The organism is Niallia sp. WK069_GA_01, assembly GCF_983173855.1.
Genome location: NZ_OZ470138.1, coordinates 3,292,565 through 3,312,713, shown reverse-complemented (window position 1 = coordinate 3,312,713; position 20,149 = coordinate 3,292,565). Strand labels below are relative to the sequence as shown.

General features: G+C 34.2%; 19 protein-coding genes and 1 riboswitch. Of the genes, 12 read left to right on the top strand and 7 right to left on the bottom strand.

The window, feature by feature from the left end:
* Positions 1 to 40: 40 nt before the first annotated feature.
* From AC5LWL_RS15745 to AC5LWL_RS15725, 5 genes are all read left to right on the top strand, one after another.
* The gene (locus AC5LWL_RS15745) at positions 41 to 859 is read left to right on the top strand and encodes a uroporphyrinogen-III synthase (protein WP_493435195.1); all 819 of its coding nucleotides are present in this window, start codon (positions 41 to 43) and stop codon (positions 857 to 859) included.
* 113 nt (positions 860 to 972) lie between these two features.
* Positions 973 to 2,454, top strand: coding sequence for a uroporphyrinogen-III C-methyltransferase (gene cobA, locus AC5LWL_RS15740; RefSeq protein ID WP_493435194.1), 1,482 nt, complete (start codon positions 973 to 975; stop codon positions 2,452 to 2,454).
* Positions 2,455 to 2,725: 271 nt separating this feature from the next.
* A complete protein-coding gene (locus tag AC5LWL_RS15735) occupies positions 2,726 to 2,977 on the top strand; it encodes a hypothetical protein (protein ID WP_493435193.1) in 252 nt (83 codons plus the stop codon).
* A complete protein-coding gene (locus tag AC5LWL_RS15730; protein ID WP_493435192.1) occupies positions 2,970 to 4,907 on the top strand; it encodes a transposase in 1,938 nt (645 codons plus the stop codon). Before AC5LWL_RS15735 ends, AC5LWL_RS15730 begins: the two co-directional genes overlap by 8 nt.
* 91 nt (positions 4,908 to 4,998) lie before the next feature.
* The gene (locus AC5LWL_RS15725; RefSeq protein ID WP_493435191.1) at positions 4,999 to 5,370 is read left to right on the top strand and encodes a hypothetical protein; all 372 of its coding nucleotides are present in this window, start codon (positions 4,999 to 5,001) and stop codon (positions 5,368 to 5,370) included.
* Positions 5,371 to 5,645: 275 nt separating this feature from the next.
* On the opposite strand, the gene AC5LWL_RS15720 is transcribed toward AC5LWL_RS15725, so the two are convergent.
* On the bottom strand, positions 5,646 to 7,811 hold the full coding sequence (locus AC5LWL_RS15720; RefSeq protein WP_493435190.1) for an ATP-dependent Clp protease ATP-binding subunit: 2,166 nt from the start codon (positions 7,809 to 7,811) through the stop codon (positions 5,646 to 5,648).
* A 287-nt stretch (positions 7,812 to 8,098) separates the two neighbouring features.
* Here AC5LWL_RS15720 and AC5LWL_RS15715 point away from each other — a divergent pair, with 287 nt between their 5' ends.
* Positions 8,099 to 9,139, top strand: a complete 1,041-nt coding sequence (locus AC5LWL_RS15715; RefSeq protein WP_493435189.1) for a YkvI family membrane protein — start codon at positions 8,099 to 8,101, stop codon at positions 9,137 to 9,139.
* A 70-nt stretch (positions 9,140 to 9,209) separates the two neighbouring features.
* Here the strand turns inward: AC5LWL_RS15715 and AC5LWL_RS15710 are convergent, their stop codons facing one another.
* On the bottom strand, positions 9,210 to 10,571 hold the full coding sequence (locus tag AC5LWL_RS15710; protein WP_493435188.1) for a PFL family protein: 1,362 nt from the start codon (positions 10,569 to 10,571) through the stop codon (positions 9,210 to 9,212).
* A 16-nt stretch (positions 10,572 to 10,587) separates the two neighbouring features.
* Positions 10,588 to 10,863 (bottom strand): ACT domain-containing protein, encoded by a 276-nt coding sequence (locus AC5LWL_RS15705; protein ID WP_493435187.1) that lies wholly within the window; start codon positions 10,861 to 10,863, stop codon positions 10,588 to 10,590.
* Positions 10,864 to 11,116: 253 nt separating this feature from the next.
* A riboswitch (glycine riboswitch) is annotated at positions 11,117 to 11,193 on the bottom strand.
* Positions 11,194 to 11,433: 240 nt separating this feature from the next.
* Between AC5LWL_RS15705 and AC5LWL_RS15700 the strand changes: the two genes are divergently transcribed.
* Positions 11,434 to 11,535, top strand: a complete 102-nt coding sequence (locus AC5LWL_RS15700; protein WP_493435186.1) for a DUF6254 family protein — start codon at positions 11,434 to 11,436, stop codon at positions 11,533 to 11,535.
* A 109-nt stretch (positions 11,536 to 11,644) separates the two neighbouring features.
* Here the strand turns inward: AC5LWL_RS15700 and AC5LWL_RS15695 are convergent, their stop codons facing one another.
* A complete protein-coding gene (locus AC5LWL_RS15695; RefSeq protein WP_493435185.1) occupies positions 11,645 to 11,818 on the bottom strand; it encodes a YkvS family protein in 174 nt (57 codons plus the stop codon).
* Between the two features lie 398 nt (positions 11,819 to 12,216).
* On the opposite strand from AC5LWL_RS15695, the gene ykzS reads away from it, so the two are divergent.
* Entirely contained in the window at positions 12,217 to 12,411 is a 195-nt protein-coding gene (gene ykzS / locus AC5LWL_RS15690) for a protein YkzS (RefSeq protein ID WP_493435184.1), read from the top strand.
* Between the two features lie 211 nt (positions 12,412 to 12,622).
* On the opposite strand, the gene AC5LWL_RS15685 is transcribed toward ykzS, so the two are convergent.
* Entirely contained in the window at positions 12,623 to 12,976 is a 354-nt protein-coding gene (locus AC5LWL_RS15685) for a PilZ domain-containing protein (protein WP_493435183.1), read from the bottom strand.
* Between the two features lie 554 nt (positions 12,977 to 13,530).
* Here AC5LWL_RS15685 and AC5LWL_RS15680 point away from each other — a divergent pair.
* The 3 genes from AC5LWL_RS15680 (at position 13,531) to AC5LWL_RS15670 (ending at position 17,014) form a co-directional block, all read left to right on the top strand.
* Positions 13,531 to 13,797 (top strand): phosphocarrier protein HPr, encoded by a 267-nt coding sequence (locus AC5LWL_RS15680; protein WP_493435182.1) that lies wholly within the window; start codon positions 13,531 to 13,533, stop codon positions 13,795 to 13,797.
* Positions 13,797 to 15,515 carry a phosphoenolpyruvate--protein phosphotransferase gene (gene ptsP, locus AC5LWL_RS15675; protein WP_493435181.1) on the top strand — a complete coding sequence of 573 codons (1,719 nt, stop codon included), beginning with the start codon at positions 13,797 to 13,799 and terminating at the stop codon, positions 15,513 to 15,515. Before AC5LWL_RS15680 ends, ptsP begins: the two co-directional genes overlap by 1 nt.
* A gap of 605 nt (positions 15,516 to 16,120) precedes the next feature.
* Positions 16,121 to 17,014, top strand: coding sequence for an NAD(P)-dependent oxidoreductase (locus AC5LWL_RS15670; RefSeq protein ID WP_493435180.1), 894 nt, complete (start codon positions 16,121 to 16,123; stop codon positions 17,012 to 17,014).
* 468 nt (positions 17,015 to 17,482) lie between these two features.
* Here the strand turns inward: AC5LWL_RS15670 and AC5LWL_RS15665 are convergent, their stop codons facing one another.
* The gene (locus AC5LWL_RS15665) at positions 17,483 to 18,634 is read right to left on the bottom strand and encodes an aminotransferase A (RefSeq protein WP_493435179.1); all 1,152 of its coding nucleotides are present in this window, start codon (positions 18,632 to 18,634) and stop codon (positions 17,483 to 17,485) included.
* A 311-nt stretch (positions 18,635 to 18,945) separates the two neighbouring features.
* Between AC5LWL_RS15665 and AC5LWL_RS15660 the strand changes: the two genes are divergently transcribed.
* Positions 18,946 to 19,506 (top strand): isochorismatase family protein, encoded by a 561-nt coding sequence (locus AC5LWL_RS15660; RefSeq protein WP_493435178.1) that lies wholly within the window; start codon positions 18,946 to 18,948, stop codon positions 19,504 to 19,506.
* Between the two features lie 279 nt (positions 19,507 to 19,785).
* Here the strand turns inward: AC5LWL_RS15660 and AC5LWL_RS15655 are convergent, their stop codons facing one another.
* Positions 19,786 to 19,980 carry a hypothetical protein gene (locus AC5LWL_RS15655; RefSeq protein ID WP_493435177.1) on the bottom strand — a complete coding sequence of 65 codons (195 nt, stop codon included), beginning with the start codon at positions 19,978 to 19,980 and terminating at the stop codon, positions 19,786 to 19,788.
* Positions 19,981 to 20,149: the final 169 nt, after the last annotated feature.

The following is a 20,149-nucleotide window of genomic DNA, read 5'->3' as shown; positions in this document are numbered from 1 at the left end:
GGTATAGTAGTTTCAAAACTTATTGATATGGAGGTACTGCATGAAACGATTAGAAGGAAAGCGAATAGCATTAGCAGGGCAGCGCAAAGCGGAAGAACTTAGCAAATTAATCATTAATTTAGGGGGGATTCCGCTTCAGCGGCCTGCACAAGGAACGATTTATTTAGACGATTCCAATCTAGAAGAAGATATAAAACACTTAGTAGCAGGAAATTATGATTGGTTTATTTTTACTACAGGAGTTGGAACAGAAACACTATATAAAACTGCTGAAAGAATAGAGCTTGGAGAAGCATTTATTACCACGATACAAGCAGCAAAAGTGGGAGCAAGAGGATATAAAACCGTTAATATGCTGAAGCGTTTAAATATTGCTCCTCTTGTTCGAGATGATGACGGAAGCACTGTTGGATTAGTAAGATCACTAGCCTCTCATGATTTGAAAGGGTGCAAAGTAGCGCTTCAGCTGCATGGTGATCCGGCTCCTAAATTAATAGAGTTTCTGCAGGAACAACAAGCAGAATTTAAAGAAATTCTTCCATATAAGCATATTCCGCCAAATGAAGAGGTGTTAGAAAAGCTTACGGCAGAAATTCTTCATGGAGAAGTAGATGCAGTTAATTTTACCAGCACCCCTCAAGCACGGTTTTTATTTTCTTATGCGAAGGAAAAAGGGGTTTATGACGAAATGCTACAAGCTTTTTCTAATCATGTAATAGCTGTAGCTGTCGGAAAAGTTACTGCTGCTGCACTCCGAGAAGAAGGAGTGGAAAGGATGGTTATTCCGAAAGAAGAAAGAATGGGAAGTGCCATTATTGCATTAGAACATTTCTATAAAGAGGAATACCAAAAAAGTTGATTGCATTTCATTAAAGAAGAAAGCAGTTTGACAATGATGATGACGTAAGATATAGGTGGAAAAGTGAATGCCAATCCTTACTTAATACAAATAAAAGTTAAGGTGTAGAGAGGATGACTGCTATGCAGAAAGGAAAAGTTTATTTAGTAGGTGCAGGTCCAGGAGATGCTGAATTAATTACGGTTAAAGGTTTAGAAGCGATTAAGAGGGCAGATGTCATTCTTTATGACCGGCTGATTAATCCAAATCTATTGAACCATGCACAAACGGATTGTGAATTCATCTATTGTGGAAAACTTCCAAATAGGCATTTCCTAAGACAAGATGTAATCAATAGTCTTTTAGTTGAAAAAGCATTAGCAGGAAAGACCGTTGTCCGTTTAAAAGGTGGAGATCCTAGTGTTTTTGGTAGAGTAGGAGAAGAAGCCTTAGCTGTAGCGGAATACAATATTGAGTTTGAAATCGTTCCAGGGATTACCTCGGGCATTGCAGCTCCTCTTTATGCTGGCATTCCGGTAACACATAGAGACTGCGCAGGTTCTTTTGCCATTGTGACTGCCCATGATAAGACACCAAATGGAAAACCAGACATTGATTGGGCAGGACTTAGCAGCAGTATAAAAACAATCGCCTTTTATATGGGAGTGAAAAATTTACAATATATTTGTGATAACCTTATTAAGCATGGAAAATCACCAAATACTCCTGCCATCATTATTCAATGGGGAACATATGGCAGACAAAAAAGTGTAGAAGGAACATTAGCCACAATAGTTGATCTTGCCCAAAAAGGGAATATAACAAATCCGGCAATTACTCTTGTAGGCGAGGTTGTTGCCGCTAGGGAAAAAATAAGCTGGTTTGAAAAAAAAGCTTTGTTTGGTCGACAAATGGTACTGATTCGAACAGGGACAGAAGAAAGCAAATTAGCTCTTGAGTTAAAAGAAAATGGAGCAGATGTAATTGAATTCCCAAAATGGCGAAAAGAAAAGGCTAATGTTGACCCAACACAATTAGATAATCTCCAAACTTATGATCAAATATTATTTGCTTCATCAGAAGCAGTGAACGACTTTTTTGATATTTTATCTGAAAATAAAAAAGATTTCCGACTTATAACAGCAGCGTTATATGGTACATCTGTAAAGACGATAAAAGCATTAGAAACAAAAGGTCTGACAGGATTTTACATTTCAGAGAGAGAAGCAGCTGGAAAGTGCTTAATAGTTGGTGATCAACAGGTAATTGAAGAGGCAGAAAACTATAAGGATAATTGTGGAGAAGTTGATTTGTTTATCACAAGCATTAAATCGATTGATCCGAAGTTTACGCCGATTATTCAGCGTCAGTTAGAGGAAGCGGAGATTGACACATTGGTGTTTCCTAATAGTAAATCTGTTCATGTTTTTAAGAAGCAATCGAGCCGTTATGGTATGGAAAATCTATCGGAAACAGCACAAGTTGTATGCATGGGAACAAAAACGAAAGAAACAGCGGAGGCATGCGGAATTTTTTCAAATAAAATTCCAGCTAAACCGACAATCGAGTCTTTTCTTGAGTGCTTAAAAGAAGACTACCAGTTAGTTAATATATAAAAAGAAGAGGGTGTTTTAATAAATAGTTCAGTTATTGTGGAGAAACAGTAGAAATAACATATCAATTTTAAGACCAAATCGCATAGTGATTTGGTCTTTTATTTTTGTTGATATATCAATGTTTTATGTTAAAATATGTATATAATAGCAGTTGAAATCGCATACTAAATAACAGAGTGGCAATAGCTATTGTCAAGGTAAAAATTTGGTTGTTAAATATGATGCTAATTACTATGCTAAATCTATTTTCATTTAAAGGAGAGAGGTTAGGATGCAGTTTATAAAACCTAAAAACAATAACGCTGACAAAGTTGATCGGTTAGTCTCTGAACAAGTCCGAGAGATAGTGAAGAACTATGCAGAATACTGTGAATACAGCGAGAGCGAAGTTGTAGATATGTTCCTAAAAAACCTTCTAAAAGACGAAGATTTTCTTAAATGGATTGATGGCATACGAAACAATAAGAGAATGCTAAAGAAAATGGGTTTAGAAGAAGTTATGGAGGGGAAAAAACTTGGCTAAATTGCAACGATTGGCGACAAAGGAAGACAGCATCGTTGTTATTCATAATCCTGTGAGTGAAGAAGAATTGAAAGACAGAAAGGAACAATATCAAGTCCTGTCTGATAAACAATTTGCGTTTCGTTATAACCATATGTTGTTCCGCCCCATTGAATTTACTTGGAATGGACAAGCACACAAAATCCAATATAATTTCTGCACGAACCCTTTTTGTAAATGGTGTGGTCAAGAACAGGCTACATTAAAGGGGAAAAGTAAGCGATATAAACTTAGTGGAACAATGAACAAGAAATCGCTTGTATGTAAACCAGATGCTATCCATCCAGATAGAGGTATGACGCTAAATTGTAATTCTATTACTGTTTCAAATTGGTCAGTTGCCGAAGAAATTTCAAGGTTAATTCGTATCAATAAAACCCAAGAAGTTGAACCTGATTACAATTTCCATAAGGAAAGTTGTACTGCAAGACATTTAACACCGTTTGAAACGCCTGAAGATTTTTATAAACAAGGTAAAACCTTGAACAATTCTCAAAGATGGCAATGCAAAGTATGTAAGAAAAAAACAAGCATTTTACCAAACAAGCGACAATCCACAACCTATCGCCAAAAGAGAAATGATATTCTTCCAATGTTCGCAAAACTACTTTTAAACAAAATGCCTATCAGTCGCACTTGCGATATTTTAGAAATTGGAATTGGCACTTACTATCAAAAATTAGAATGGTTATACCGTTGTTGTTTAGAGTTTTTGGAGAAATATGAAACAACTCCCTTCGCTAATATGTCATTTAAAGAAATGTGGCTAAATACCGATAAGATGCACTATAACCTTAATAATGTTCGTAAGAAGGGGCAAGGTGGTCAAAAGTATTTTGGCTTAGAGGACAGTCAAGTACAGACATATGTAGTTGTATCAGCAGATGTACTCTCACGATATGTATTTCGGTCTGATGTCGCTTATGATTGGGAAATGACGGTAGAAGATTTAAAACTTGATACAGTGATTTATAAAGAAGACCATTTGAATGATTTTAGCAAGAAGAATAATCGTTTGGATTTTTCCCATTACCCACAAGAACCTTCACCGAAAGATACCCAAGAGCCACACGAATATCGAGCGGAACTGAATGATTTTAACAAAAGAATGCAGTATGTCGATGGTCTTCACGTTAATCCCACTTATACAACAATCGCTCATTATTGGTTAATAAAACAAATGGTAAAGGCAAATGAATGGAGAATGATAAGCGATAATGATTCTTCTGTAATAACAGCATTTTTTAGGGTATTCTCAAAGGAAGTAAGCACATATGATGCTCACCACTTTCTTTGTTTGATTGATAAGAACAAGAGCAGAAAACAATGTTTAGAAGAATTTGACGATGCAAAAGCAGATTTATTGGATTGGGGTTTTCATAGTGGATATGAAACAAAGAACTTGCGGAAATTGGCTTACTTTTCATTAAAGGAATTGTTTGAAACCCATAAGTTTCATAGTGAAATAAAAACTCCAAAACAATCCTATAATGTATGGGCTAAAAATCCGATTACACACCCATTAGCATCAAGAGATAAAGGGTTTCATAAAGTGAATTGCACAACCGATTTATCTTCTTTTGAACCGAAGGATATAGCGAAGATGGTAATGAATGTGAATGATAACGCTACGAATAGTTTTATTCAACAAATTCGTAGGAGTTTATCAATCCTTGAAAGACCATTGATGACAGCCAGAGGTGATGGCAAAAGTTATATCTACGCCAATTTCAATCCGAAATATGCACAATATGCTTTAACTATATTGAGAACTTACTACAACTTTTGTAAGCCCTATAATTCTGCGGATGGTAAAAAACTTACTCCTGCACAAAGATTAGGTTTAACCGATAAAGTATTTGATTTGAAAGATATTATTTATCTTAGATAAGTGCGACTGAAATAGAGTGAGTATTATAGTAGGTATTTTGAAAATTGTGGTAAAATTATCTTATGACATACATTTTATAAAGGAGTTTTATATGAAACAAATTATTATTTTTGTAGCTTCGATAGGGATTGTTTTTTTGCTATCTGCCTTTACATTAGACCAAAACTTCCCTCGCTCATATCATTATCTGATTACAAGTACCACAAATTTAGGCAATGAGAGTGTTGATGGATTGTCTTTAAATGATGATTATTACAGCAAAAAAATATCAGAAAAATATGGGAAGAAAACAGAACAAAGTCGAGATGTTGAAAACTATGATTACTTTCAATTAAGTAATGGAATTGAGGTAGCAGTAAATAAAAAGGGTAAAATTACAAGATTTATCATAACCGATAGTAGTTTAGAAACTGCAAAAGGCATAAAAATTGGTGATACAAAAAAGGATGTTATACAAGCATAAGGAGATAACTACTATTTTCGTATAGAACAAGGTTTAGATATTATAGGTTATGTAGATAAGAAAAGAAACATATCCATAGAATTTTGGTTAGCCGATAACAAAGTTAATTTTTATCATCTTGATAACAAATCAATGAAAAAAAGCTAAGCAACTTATGCTTAGCTTTTTTTTGTGATAATATAGTTGTTAATATATTGCTAATTAGTATGCTGTTTCATTCGATATTTCGAGTGTTATTTGAATTTTTCTCCACATTATCTGAACTACTTAGTGTTTTAACCCTCTTCTTTATTTTGGTTAACAGTGACTACTGCATTTTTTTCTGCTTCAATCATAATCGTTTCTTCTTTTAATACAGCTGTTAATCTTGTTGTTTCTGGTTCGTCTAAAATAAAATCTACTAAATTATCTTCTAAATGTTCTTGAATAACTCTTCTTAATGGGCGAGCGCCAAAACTAGGATGTGTTCCTAATTCTACTAATTTTTCTTTTGTTTCATCTGTAACGGTAAGTGTAATATTTTGTTCTTTCAGTGTTATGGCTAATTCTTCTAATAATAGATCAGCAATGCGAAGAAGATGTTGTTTTTCTAATGACTTAAATTCTATGATACCATCAAAGCGGTTAAGAAACTCCGGTTTAAAGAAACTGCCTAAAGACTGTAATAAGTTACTTTCTTCCATTGCAGCATTATTCTCAAAACCTACAACGATTCTTTTTGTACCAACACTTGCATTGCTTGTCATGATAATAACAGAATCTTTAAAGCTGACAGTACGTCCTTGGCTGTCTGTTAAACGTCCATCTTCTAATATTTGCAGAAAGATTGATTGAATATCAGGGTGCGCTTTTTCAATTTCATCTAATAAGATAATGCTGTACGGGTTTCTTCTAACTTGTTCCGTTAACTGTCCAGCTTCATCGTGTCCCACATAGCCAGGAGGGGAACCGATAATTTTACTAATACTATGTTTTTCCATATATTCACTCATATCTAAGCGAATCATGCTTTCCTTCGTGCCAAATAAGGATTCTGCCAATGTTTTTGTCAGTTCTGTTTTTCCTACTCCTGTAGGTCCAACAAATAGAAAGCTGCCAATTGGTCTGTTTTTGGCTTTTAAACCTGCTCTGCTTCTTTTAATTGCTTTGGAGACTTTCGTAATAGCTTCTTCTTGGCCGATTACTTTTGCAGCCAAATGATCGGCTAAATATTTCATTTTTTGTTGTTCATCTTGTTGCAGCTTACCAACAGGAATTCCTGTTTTTTTCTCAATTAATTGTTGAATTAATGTTATATCAACAATCGGATGTTCTTCTGAATTTGGTTGACTTAACGCTTTTTCTAATTGTTGTTCTTCCTTACGTATAACTGCTGCTTGTTCGTAATTTTCTTCTTTTAATGCAAGCTCTTTTTCTTTTGCGATACTTGCTAATCTACTTTCAATTTCTTCCATATTAGTGTAATTAGATGTGAGATTCAATTTTGAACCTGCTTCATCCAATAAGTCAATCGCTTTATCAGGTAAATAACGATCCTGAATATAACGATGCGATAATTCAACACAAGCTCTTATTGCTTCCTCTGTATAAGCAACTTCATGGAATTGTTCATATTTATCTTTAATTCCTTCTAAGATGGCAATTGCCGCATCAACAGAAGGTTCTAATACTTGAATAGGCTGGAATCTTCTTTCTAATGCTGCATCTTTTTCAATTTGACGGTATTCTTTCAATGTCGTAGCACCAATTATATGAAGTTCTCCACGTGCTAATGCAGGCTTTAGAATATTTCCAGCATCCATTGAACCTTCTGCCGAACCAGCACCAACAAGCTGATGGATTTCATCAATAAAGACAATAACATTTTTTCTTTCTTGAATTTCATGAATAATCTGTTTCATGCGTTCTTCAAATTGTCCTCGGATACCGGTATTTGTGACAAGGGAAGCTACATCTAATAAATAAATTTCTTTATTTTTTAATTTTTTCGGAACTGAACTCTCCACTATTTTTAATGCTAAGCCTTCTGCAATAGCTGTTTTCCCAACCCCAGGTTCTCCAATTAAGACAGGGTTATTTTTATTTCTTCTATTTAGTATTTCAATAACACGTTCTATTTCGTTTTCTCTTCCAATTACCGGATCTATTAAACCGGCATTTGCAAGATGGTTTAAATTTTTCCCGTATTTTTCAAGTATGCTATTATTGGACTTTCCTGAATGAGCTTGGTCTGCTGACTTCGTTGCTCCTTCTTGGTTTAACGACTTAAATAAATCATCAAAAGGGGAGGACTGGGAAAAAAATGAATTCGGATTAGATGTCATTTTTTGTTTTTCTTTTTGATAGCAGTTATGACAGATGTTTAGATGATGCTCTGCATTATTTAAAACAAACCGTACACTTACACTTGCATTATTTTCTTGACAGATTTGACATTTCATTTAAATTTCCTCCTTTTGAGTTTGATCAATTTTGACCTTGTAAGATTATTATACTTTGACCTTTTTTGATCTTCAATATTTTTGCTTATAGAAAATAGTGGAAAAATAGAAAGACAGCAAAATTATTCTCTTAAGTAAGAAAATAAATGCTATTACAGTTCAACAATGAATGACAGCTTTCCACAATTCATTTGCTTTATTATGTAGAAATAAAGACAATAAATCAATAAAAAAGCTCGTCTAGTTTGTATGCTTTTACATATAGTGTAAAGTAAGGGGGAGAATATGTGAAAAACAAATGGAGCGCAGCTTTTCAATTGGCTGCTGTTTATGTTGGAACGGTTGTAGGTGCTGGGTTTGCAACAGGGAGAGAGATTGTCGAATTTTTTTCACAATTTGGCGTGATTGGTTTAATTGGCATCTTAATCAGCGGCACTATATTTGCCTATTTAGGTTCTAAACTTATGAGAATTTCTGTAAAAATAAAAGCGAAATCTTATCAAGAGTTTACGATTTTTTTATTTGGTAATGTGATAGGAACATTTATAAATAGCATTATGTTAATTATGCTAATTGGTGTGTGTGCAGTAATGCTCTCAGGTGCTGGTGCGGTTTTCGAAGAGCAATTGGGCATTAGTAAAGGGATTGGCGTAATTTTTACAATCGGATTATCTTTGCTTGTTATGATGGTGGGCATGAAGGGGTTATTTGCTGTTAATACATTTGTAGTCCCTATTATGATTAGTTTTAGTTTTATTTTATTTTTCTTATCTATACAGCTTCCTGATTTTTTCTCTCACGTATTTGCTTTCTCTGAAAGTGGATGGAGATCTCTAGCTGCACCGTTTTCTTACACTGCTCTTAATCTATCGTTGGCTATTGCAGTTCTTGTTCCTGCGGCTTCAGAAATTGGGGATGATGAAACGGTTAAATGGGGAGGAATAATTGGGGGAACCGCTTTAATGTTAATATTAATATCCAGCCACTTTACATTAGTTATGCTGCAAGATGTCGGTAGTTATGCAATACCAATGGCAACGATCATGAAAAGCTTAGCGCCAGAGCTTTCTTGGATTTATATTTTGGTTATTTATGGAGAGATATTTACATCGGTGATTGGCAATGTCTATGGACTGGAAAGACAATTAAGCAGTTATATAAAGCTTCCTAGTATCTTGATTATTGCCTTGATTTTTTTAATCTCCTATATAATCAGCTTTATCCATTACGGGACATTATTATCATGGTTATACCCTTTATTTGGTTATATCAGTTTGGTGTTTTTGTTGCAATTATGGATAAAGCCTATTCCAAAAGATGAATGGTAAACAATAATAAATGCGCCATAAAGAGGGGATAAATAATCTCTCTCTTTATGACGCAGATAGAACGTACTGTTTAGTTAATTAGTGCTTGTAGTGGAGAAGGAATCCGTCCGCCGCGATCAATTAATTTTGCCGAACTGAATGGATTCACACCCATAACAGGAGCTCTTCCTAATAAACCGCCAAACTCGACAATTTCTCCTTCTTGTTTACCCGGTACAGGGATAACACGGACAGCAGTTGTTTTTTTATTGATCATGCCTATTGCTGCTTCATCGGCAATAATTGCAGATAAAGTTGCAGCTGAAACTTCACCGGTTAATGCAATCATATCAAGGCCGACAGAACATACACAAGTCATTGCTTCAAGTTTAGATAAGCTTAAGCTGTTATCTAAAATTCCACGAATCATTCCATTGTCTTCACTTACAGGAATAAACGCGCCACTTAAACCACCAACATAAGAACTAGCCATTGCTCCGCCTTTTTTTACAGCATCATTCATTAGTGCAAGAGCAGCAATTGTACCATGTGTACCAACGCGTTCTAGTCCTATTTCTTCTAATATTTCGGCAACACTATCATTAATTGCATTTGTTGGTGCAAGGGAAAGATCCATAATGCCAAATGGTACGTTAAGACGTTCGGCTACAACACGACCGATCAACTCACCAGCGCGAGTAATCTTAAATGTTGTTTTTTTAATGATGTCTGACACTTCTCCAAGGTCTGCCTCAGGATATTTTTTTAGGGCATTTAAGACAACTCCTGGACCACTGACACCTACATTAATTACAACTTCTCCTTCACCAGCACCATGAAAAGCCCCAGCCATGAATGGGTTATCTTCTACTGGATTACAGAAAACAACAAGTTTAGCACAGGCAAGTCCATTTGTATCCTTTGTTTTTTCTGCTGCTTCTTTAATGATCATACCCATCTTTTTAACAGCATCCATATTAATTCCTGTTCTAGTAGTAGCAACAGAAACAGAGGAACATACACGATCCGTAACGGTTAAAGCTTCTGGTAATGCATCTAATAATGTCTGATCGCCTTTTGTAATCCCTTTATGAACAAGGGCAGAATAGCCGCCGATAAAATCAACATTCAGTTTTTTCGCTGCTTTATCTAAAGTTTTTGCTAAAGTAACCGCTTGTTCTACTGTTGCATTTCCAAGAATTTCTGCTATTGGAGTAATGGAGATGCGTTTATTGATAATAGGAATGCCATATTCTTTTTCCACTGCTATCGCAACTTCTGTAAGCTTGCTTGCATAGGAAGTGATTTTGTTGTAAACAGCATCATTTAGTTTATCAAAATCTGAATTTGCACAATCATATAGACTAATTCCCATTGTAACTGTACGGATATCCAGATTTTCCATTTGAACCATATTTATGGTTTCCATCATTTCGTTTAATGCAATTTTCATTTTTTACCCTTCTTTCTTAAACACGATGCATAGAATGGAATATTTCTTCTAATTGAATATTGATTTTTACATGAAGCTGATTGCCTAGTTCTTCAAATTGATTACGCAATTCATCTAAATTTTCATTTTTTGTAACATCAACTAACATCATCATAGTGAAAAAATCTTGTAATATTGTTTGACTAATATCCAAAATATTAATGTCATTATTTGAAATTAATGTTGTTACTTTACTAATGATGCCAACTTGATCTTTACCAATTACACTTACAACTGCACGTCGCTGTTGCATGTTTTTCACCTCGTTTTCATTATTGCTTTGTTAGAAGAAAATGCGTAGTAATCTTCAGCGTTTCATACAACATTATCTTTAACAAAATAGGTTGCTTTAATAAGAAGATTCTGTTCATTTATTTCGTTTTGAAGTCATATCTAGAATAGACAGCCAATTTTTCAGTGTAACAATATGAAAAAAAGACTGGATTTCTCCAATCTTTCGGGTAGTTATCAGTCAGAATAACAAATCATTACGTAAAGTATGTATTAGTTACTCTCCTGTCCTTTTACCTGAGATTGTGAATCCTTCGGTGCCGCATGGAGCGGTCTCTCCAGAAGCTGCTCCTGTTATAGTGTTATCCACAACATTCATAGCATGCTATTCATATATAAAATATATTGTGATGGTAACAGTTTTTTTTCTTATGGTCAATAACAAAAAAAAGAACATTTTGAAAAAGAGGGAATTTACGGCAGCCGATAAAAAGAATACAGCAAGAAACAAGCTGAAGAAAACAGAAAGCAGAGAGGATAAAAAAATAGAAATAGTTTAAGCTATGTAAAGAATAGCGAAAGGAGGGTATATATGTCTAAATCACAAAAAGAGCAGGAAAGAGAATGGACGGAGCGAAAACAAAACCAAAAGCCTCATGGTAAAGTAAAAACAAAAAAAGAACTTGCTGAATAAAGGGAGAGAATCTTCAGGCTGTCGGCAAACACACTTTCGAACAGCCTGAAAGTTTTGAAATATGTCTGTCTGTAATAGGAAGAAAACACAGGTTAATTTGAAATATATTTTATTTAATTACTTTATAGTTTTTATGGTTTACGACTGTTCTTCGTTCTAATTCAAGATCACGATAATTGTTCATATAGGTTAAATCGACAATTACAGAGTTCTCATTTACCTTTTCAACAACACCTTGTAACCCTCTAAACTCAATTATACTCCCAACCTCGGCTCTTTTCACTTGCATCCACTCCTTATGTTTCCAAATTTTATATAAATTCTGTAGTTATATTTTGCACTAAAAGAATTTATTCGTAAAGAAATATGGTAGATCCATCTGTTTTATGCATGAATGAATATATAATATGCTAGGAAAAGATAAAATGTTCTTAACGTATTAATGTGAATTATCTGGATATTAAAAGCAGAATAAAATGGTTTGGAAATTATTTTAAATAATATTATACTATACAATAATAATCTACTAATTGTTTTGCCTTGCATCCTAACAAGTCACTTTTGACAATGAAGTATCTGCACAAGGTTTTTATAGATGACTATCTTTTAGAAAAGAATAAAATATTATAATATAATTTTTAATTCAAAAGTTTATCATGTTTTAAAAAGGGAGGGTTATAGATGACAGAAGAGAATATAAAAGAGATGCTTCAGCAATTAGCTAATGGAGAATTAGAAGAAGCAAGGATAAAAAAAGAAGAATTTTTATTCTTTCGTGAACATCTTGTGAAAAGAGACGATTTCAAACATTTTCGTGGAATAGCTGAACGAGGTGGAGATGTTACATTTCATTATTTAAAAGAGCCAAGAAGTTAAACTAAACTCAGACTGCGGATAACACTAGTTTTGCTCTTTGGTAGTGTGTGTTTGCTTTTATATGCAATTTTTGTAAAAGCCACATTCATTATTAAAACAAGCGTTATCAGGCGGTCTGAAAAGTTAGTAATTAGTATAGACAAGCTCTTCGTTATGGCTGAATCTGCAAGGGTTTTAAGCACTAAGCATCTTACAGTTTGAAGATACTGGGTTAGGATTTTGAATACTCTTTTAAAACTTCTATAATTCTTTTTTTTGTTTCTTCATCATTTTTTCCTTCGTAACCATATTGAAAATAATTGTGCCTTTGTTTTTTCCATATTATATTTCCAGGAATAGAAAACTCTTTTTTGTTCAAAATAAATCGAAAGAAAAATAAAAGCTCTTTATTATCGACTGGTAAATCTAGTTCTGAAGTGAACTTTAAACCATTTGGACTAAGATCAATAATAGTTGCTTTTCCCATCTTAGACATTCTATTCGTATTCCCAGTTTGGAAAGTAAAGGTTGCTTCAATTGGTTCTTTAAACTGATAGCGAAATGCTTCATCACGTTTATATTTCATGTTTTTTCACCACTGCTTTTTATCTAATAATAGGATATTTAAGCCAGGTTGTCGAGATTAACTAATTAGTTGGCAAGGAGAATATTCAATTGTTTTCTTTTCCACATTCATTGTAAGTTAAAACATTTCTTTCTCCATTAAAAAGAGGCTGGATTCATTAAAATTATTAGAATATATGACAACTTCGTTAAATTTTAATGGAATTATTTCTGTTTAACAAGAATTTATCATTGTCTCCGTACGGAAGAAATGCTATTCTTTTTGGTGAGATGTCATTTTGTATAAACTTAAATGCCTACATACTTATTTAGATTTCCTTACATTTTTTTGCTTAATTTGAAGAATATATAATAGTCAAACGAAAGATGTGACAAGGCGAATAACACATATTATTAACATCTTTTTAGCTTAAGGTTTACAATTGTAACTATTAAATTATATATTAGTTATGGGTTAAACAATTCTTGACTATTATATAAGGTTGTTTAAGTTTTAAAAAGTTAGTATAAAGTAATACATCTTATTTAATTTTTTATAAAGGAGTTTGATTTTTAATGGTAGTAAAACAATTTAAAGTAATAGCTGATACAGGGATTCATGCTCGTCCTGCTACACTTTTAGTACAAGCGGCTAGCAAGTTTGATTCTGAAATTCATTTAGAATACAAAGAGAAAAAAGTTAATCTTAAATCAATTATGGGTGTAATGTCTTTAGGTATTGGTCAAGGTGCGGATATTAAGATCAGTGCGGAAGGTAACGACGAACAGGATGCTATTAATGGATTAGCAGAAACTTTAAACAAAGAAGGTTTGGCAGAATAATGAGTTTTTTAAATGGAATTGCAGCATCTAGCGGGATTGCCATTGCTAAAGCTTATCGTTTAGTTGAACCTGATCTTTCTTTTGAAAAATCTTCAATTGATAATGCTGAAAATGAAATTAATCGTTTTCAATCTGCGTTAACAAAATCAAAAGAAGAATTAGAAGCTATTCGTACTAAAGCAAATACAGAGCTTGGTGCTGATAAAGCAGCTATTTTTGAAGCGCATCTATTAGTTTTAAGTGATCCTGAATTAATCGCACCTATCGAAGACAAAATTAATACGGAAGCAGTTAATGCTGAATTTGCATTAAAAGAAACAACAGATATGTTTATTAACATGTTTGAATCAATGGAAAATGAATATATGCAAGAACGTGCAGCTGATATTCGTGATGTAACGAAGCGTGTACTTTCTCATTTATTAGGCGTACATTTATCAAACCCTAGCATGATTGCTGAAGAAGTAGTAGTTGTTGCAGAAGATTTAACACCTTCTGATACAGCACAATTAAATCGTCAGTTTGTTAAAGGGTTTACAACAGATATTGGAGGAAGAACTTCCCATTCTGCAATTATGGCTCGTTCTTTAGAAATTCCAGCTGTTGTTGGAACAAAAAAATCTACAGAAGATATTCAAAATGGCGACCTTGTTATTGTTGATGGATTAAAAGGAGAAATTCATATTAATCCAACACCAGAAGTAGTAGCAAGCTATGAAAAAATAGCTGCTGATTATGAAAAACAAAAAGCTGAATGGGCTAAGCTTGCAAATGAAAAAACAGTGAGCGCTGATGGTGTTCATGTTGAATTAGCAGCAAATATTGGTACACCTAATGATTTAGAAGGTGTTGTAAACAATGGTGGAGAAGCTGTAGGTTTATACCGTACAGAGTTCTTATATATGGGTAGAGATCAACTTCCAACAGAAGATGAGCAGTTTGAATCATATAAAGCTGTTCTCGAAGGAATGGAAGGCAAACCAGTTGTTGTTCGTACATTGGATATTGGTGGAGATAAAGAATTACCATACCTTGATCTACCAAAAGAAATGAATCCATTCCTTGGTTTCCGTGCAATTCGTTTATGCTTAGAGGAGCAAGATATCTTCCGTACACAATTAAGAGCATTGCTTCGTGCAAGTTCTTACGGAAACTTAAAAATTATGTTCCCGATGATTGCGACATTAAACGAGTTCCGTGCTGCTAAAGCTCTTTTAGAAGAAGAAAAAGCGAATTTAATTGCAAACGGCACAAAAGTAGCTGAGAAAATCGAACTTGGAATTATGGTTGAAATTCCATCTACTGCTGTTCTTGCAGACCAATTTGCTAAAGAAGTAGATTTCTTCAGTATTGGAACAAATGATTTAATTCAATACACAATGGCTGCAGACAGAATGAATGAACGAGTTTCTTACTTATACCAACCGTACAACCCTTCTATCCTGCGTTTAGTTAAAATGGTTATTGATGCAGCGCACAAAGAAGGAAAATGGGCTGGTATGTGTGGAGAAATGGCTGGTGACGAAACAGCTATTCCATTATTATTAGGTTTAGGTTTAGATGAGTTCTCAATGAGTGCAACTTCTATCCTAAAAGCTAGATCTCAAATCTTAAGTCTTTCTAAAGCTGAAATGGAAGAGTTAGCAGCAAAAGCATTGCAAATGTCTACTACTGATGAAGTAATGGAAGCAGTAAAAGCTGCTGCGAAACTATCTTAAATAAAAATGTTTAACAATTGAAAGTATGGGTAAAAATAAAGTAAGCACAGGCGCTTAAGTTGTTTAAGTGGCTCAAGCTATTCTCATTTTCCCCTTATTTTAAGTGACTGTCCCTAGATAGGTTCGATTTTCGCATTGTTCGTTCTGTTAATAGACGAAAATTAGCGAAATCATACCTTTGGGGATGGTCCTTTTTTTGTTGATAGATTAAATTGGGTGATACTGTTTAAAGAGGGTGTTTAAAAAGTCCGGTAAAAATGACGCGTCGAATTTCTTCGTTGACTAATCTTTCGTTTCTCACGTAATTAACTAGAGGATCTTCAACTAAAACGCTCACGTTTTCCTATGATGTGAGCAACGTTGAAGTCACCACATCCTGTGGAAGGCTGATGTTCAAAGTTAAGTCGCCTCGAACTTCTTGGTCCTCTTCATTCTCCTTTTTGGACACGTACTTAAAGGTGATTTGAAAAAGGCGGACTCATATTTTTTTAAATGATTAATAAAGATTGTCCTAATTGTTTGCGTAATTAGCACTAATTCATGCTATGATTAAATATATCTACATAAAATGACATATAAATTACTAGTTTGGAGTGTGAAAAAGAGTGTTATCACAAAAGAATAGTACAATTGGTTTTATTGGAACAGGCGTCATGGGGAAAAGTATGGCTAAAAATCTATTAAATAGCGGTTATGCAGTCATTGTTTATAACAGAACAAAACAAAAAGCAGATGAACTGCTTGCAATAGGAGCAGAATGGGCAAACACGCCAAAAGAAGTAGCACAAAAAGCAAATATAATCATTACAATTGTTGGGTATCCAAAAGATGTTGAAGAAGTATATCTAGGAGAAAATGGGATAATTGCAAATGCAAAAGAACATAGTTATACCATTGATATGACTACATCTACTCCAAGTTTAGCGAAAAAAATATATGAAGAAGGAAAAAAACAGCAAATACATGTGTTGGATGCTCCAGTTTCTGGTGGAGATATTGGAGCGAAAGAGGCTAAGCTTTCTATCATGGTAGGCGGAGAAAAACAAGCATTTACAGATCTACAACCAATATTTGAAATTTTAGGGACGAATATCGTTTATCAAGGGGTTGCTGGCGCGGGACAACATACGAAGATGTGTAATCAAATTGCGATTGCTTCTAATATGATTGGTGTTTGTGAAGCGGTTGTATATGCTGAAAAAGCTGGTTTAAATCCTGATGTTGTTTTACAAAGTATCTCATCTGGTGCTGCAGGAAGTTTTTCGTTAAGCAATCTTGCACCTAGAATGATAAAAGGAGATTTTGCTCCAGGATTTTATATTAAGCATTTTATTAAAGATATGCGAATTGCTTTAGAAGAAGCAAAGGCAATGGAGATGGATGTGCCTGGCTTGCAATTGGCAGAAAGTTTGTATAGTCGTTTATCTGCATTGGGTGAAGATGAAAGTGGTACACAGGCTCTGTACAAATATTATCAGCAATACAGCAATAAGTTATAATTTTATTTTTTAACCTAACGGCTACCCTGATAAAAAGGGTTCCGCAGGTGGAATACACTTCGCTTTCCTGTGGGCGAGCGTCGAGCCGCTTCGTCGCTACGCTCCTGCAGGGTCTCGTCTTTCTCGCATTCCCACGGGAGTCTTCGTGTATTCCACCTGCTCTCTGCTTCAAACTTAGTTCATAAAAAAATAGAAACCTGTATCTTTTCATGTACCGTGGTGGGAATGTTTGGTTGCATGGGTGTCTACCCTGAAAAGAAATTGCACTCTCAATGAGTCCGAAGTCAGATTATTATACACTTTCCGTGGGGAAAGCGCTGAGTTAATATGACTTCTGTTTTTTTATTTAAAAATAAAATTTTATGATAGATCAATTTAAAAAGGATGGGAGGCAAACGATTGATGTTTGCTTTCCATCCTTTTTGCTTTAAGGAATCTATTAAGAGCTACAATGGTATATGCAGCTTTTTATTTGTATATTTGTAGATAGCTTTCTAATCGATTGCAAGCTTCTTCTAATGTATCCATTGAGTAAGCAAAGGAAATACGAAAGAAGCCTTCACCTAAAGGAGAGAATGCACTCCCAGGAACTGCAGCGACCTTTCCTTTTTCTACTAAGTCTAAACAAAACTCAAATGAATTCATATGTGCAAACGGAATTTTTATAAGAAAATAAAAGGCGCCATCTGGCATAATAACATCTAAACCCATATTTTTTAGGCGAGTAAATATATATTTTCTTCTTTTATTGTATTCTTTATTCATAGGTTCTGCGTCATTTATACCAACTGTTAAGGCTTGTAATGCCGCTCTCTGTGAAATGGAAGAAGCACAAGTTACATTATATTGATGAACTTTTACAATTTCTTTGCATATTACCTCAGGTGCGAAGAGAAGGCCAATTCTCCAGCCAGTCATACTATGGGATTTGGAGAGACCGTTAATTACAATAGTTTGTTCTCGAAGCATGCTTGCGATTGAAAGATGTTTTTGATCATATACTAATTCACTGTATATTTCATCAGCTAGAATAAAGATTTCTTTATCAGCTACTAAGTTTGCAATATCCTGCAATTCTGATTCATTTAAACTTACTCCAGTAGGATTGGATGGATAAGGCAAAACGATGCATCTAGTTTTATCAGTTATATGTTTTTTTATCAATTCTGCTGTAAAACGAAATGCATTTTCCCGAATATCTACATACACTGGTTCTGCGCCACATAATTTAATTATAGGCTCATACCCAGGGTACACTGGTCCTGGAAGAATTACCTCAACATCTTCTTCAAGTATTGTGCGAAAGGCAATATCAATTGCTTCACTTGCACCTGTAGTCACAATTACTTCCGTCTCAGGAAGATAATGAAGTTGATATTTTTTTTCGACAAAGTCAGCAGCAGCTTTGCGGACAGTTAGATCTCCAGCATTATGGGTGTATGTAGTAAAATTTTCATCTATAGCAGATTTTGCTGCTTCTTTAATATGATCAGGTGTTGGAAAATCAGGTTGTCCTATCGTCAAGGAAAGGATATCTTTATTTCCAGCTACCATGTTAGAGAATTTTCGAATACCTGATATTTCAATATTTTGAACCCGTTTATTTAGCAAATGTTCCATATTAGCCTCCTGATTGTAGTGTAGTACTGGTTCTAGTCAGTAATTAAGAACTATAGTTTATCATATCAAATGAATTACTACATGAAAATGCAGGAAGGAAGAGAAATAAAAAAAGAGTACCAAAATAAAGATAAAAACAGAGATACAGATAGAAATTGCTTAAACTATCAGTCAAATGGAAGAAGTATCGTTAGATTTTTTATCGAGAATTCAAATAAATGTAAGGTCATTTAAATATGTTCGGATAGCTGTTATATTAAGAAAAGGGATATGTTAAGTTTTAAGAATTTTGTTATAAGGGAGAGAATTATTTGAAACAAGTTTTATTGATAATAGATGCTCAACACGAATTAATAGAAGGTAATAAAGAAGAACAGGGAGTTTTTGAGAAGGAAAAGCTTCTTACTAATATTAACACGGTGATTGAAAAAGCAATAAAGGAGACGATTTCTGTTGTTTTTGTTAGAGATTTAGATGTTTCAAATGGACAGGGACCGGGATTTCAGATACACCAACATATTAAAGTACCATCCGCTGCTATTATATTTGATAAAGCTGCTACAAATTCGTTTTATGGCACTCCATTACTTGAACATTTACATCAAAATAATATAGAGCATCTGGTGATAATGGGATGTAAAACGGAGCATTGTATCGATACAGCAGTCAGAACAGCAACAGTAAATCATTTTGATGTAACCTTAGTTGAAGATGGACATTCTACTTCCAATTCTAAAAAATTATCTGCCCAACAGATAATTCAACATCATAATACAACACTTAACGGTCATTATAATGTTGACAATTTTTCATTGGTTAGAAATTCTAAGGAAGATTTGTTTAAACCAATTCATAACACATACAGAGAGTAGTTCAAGTAACTAACCTGATACTAGTTAATTAAAATAATGTGTAAATTAATCCGTTCGCCCCGTGGAAAGTGGAAAGTGAAGTATATTCTCAGGCTTAAGCAGAGAGCAGGTGGAATATACGAAGACTCTCGTGGGAATGGGAGAAAGACGAGAGAGACCCCGCAGTGATGAACGAGGAGGATCGTAGATGAGCCTACAGGAAAGCAAAGTTATTCCACCTGCGGAACCCTTTTTCAGGGTAGCCTAAATAAAGAAAAATCGTCGGTTATTTATGATTGCTTAATATCCATACTCCCAATCGATTTCCTCATCTAACCAAAAGGAAGATACTGTTGGAAGAGAATCAGCTGATTTTTGGCAGTGATAGATTTTGTTTTTTTCTTTTTGTAATTCTTTAAAAGTAGCTGCATCAAGATTTTCGAAAAAAGCAACCGTTAAATCATCTTTAAATAGAATAGCTGTACCTTTCGTCATCTGTTTTCACACCTTTTTTTAGAGCGCTTTCATAAAAAGCTCCCTTTATTATGAATAGTATCTATTTATATAGTATTCTTTCTTTTTTTAAAGGTCTAGTCGTTTGTTACACTTTTCACTAAATGGTAACAACTCTCTCTATATAATAAAAAAATAGTTCTACATATTA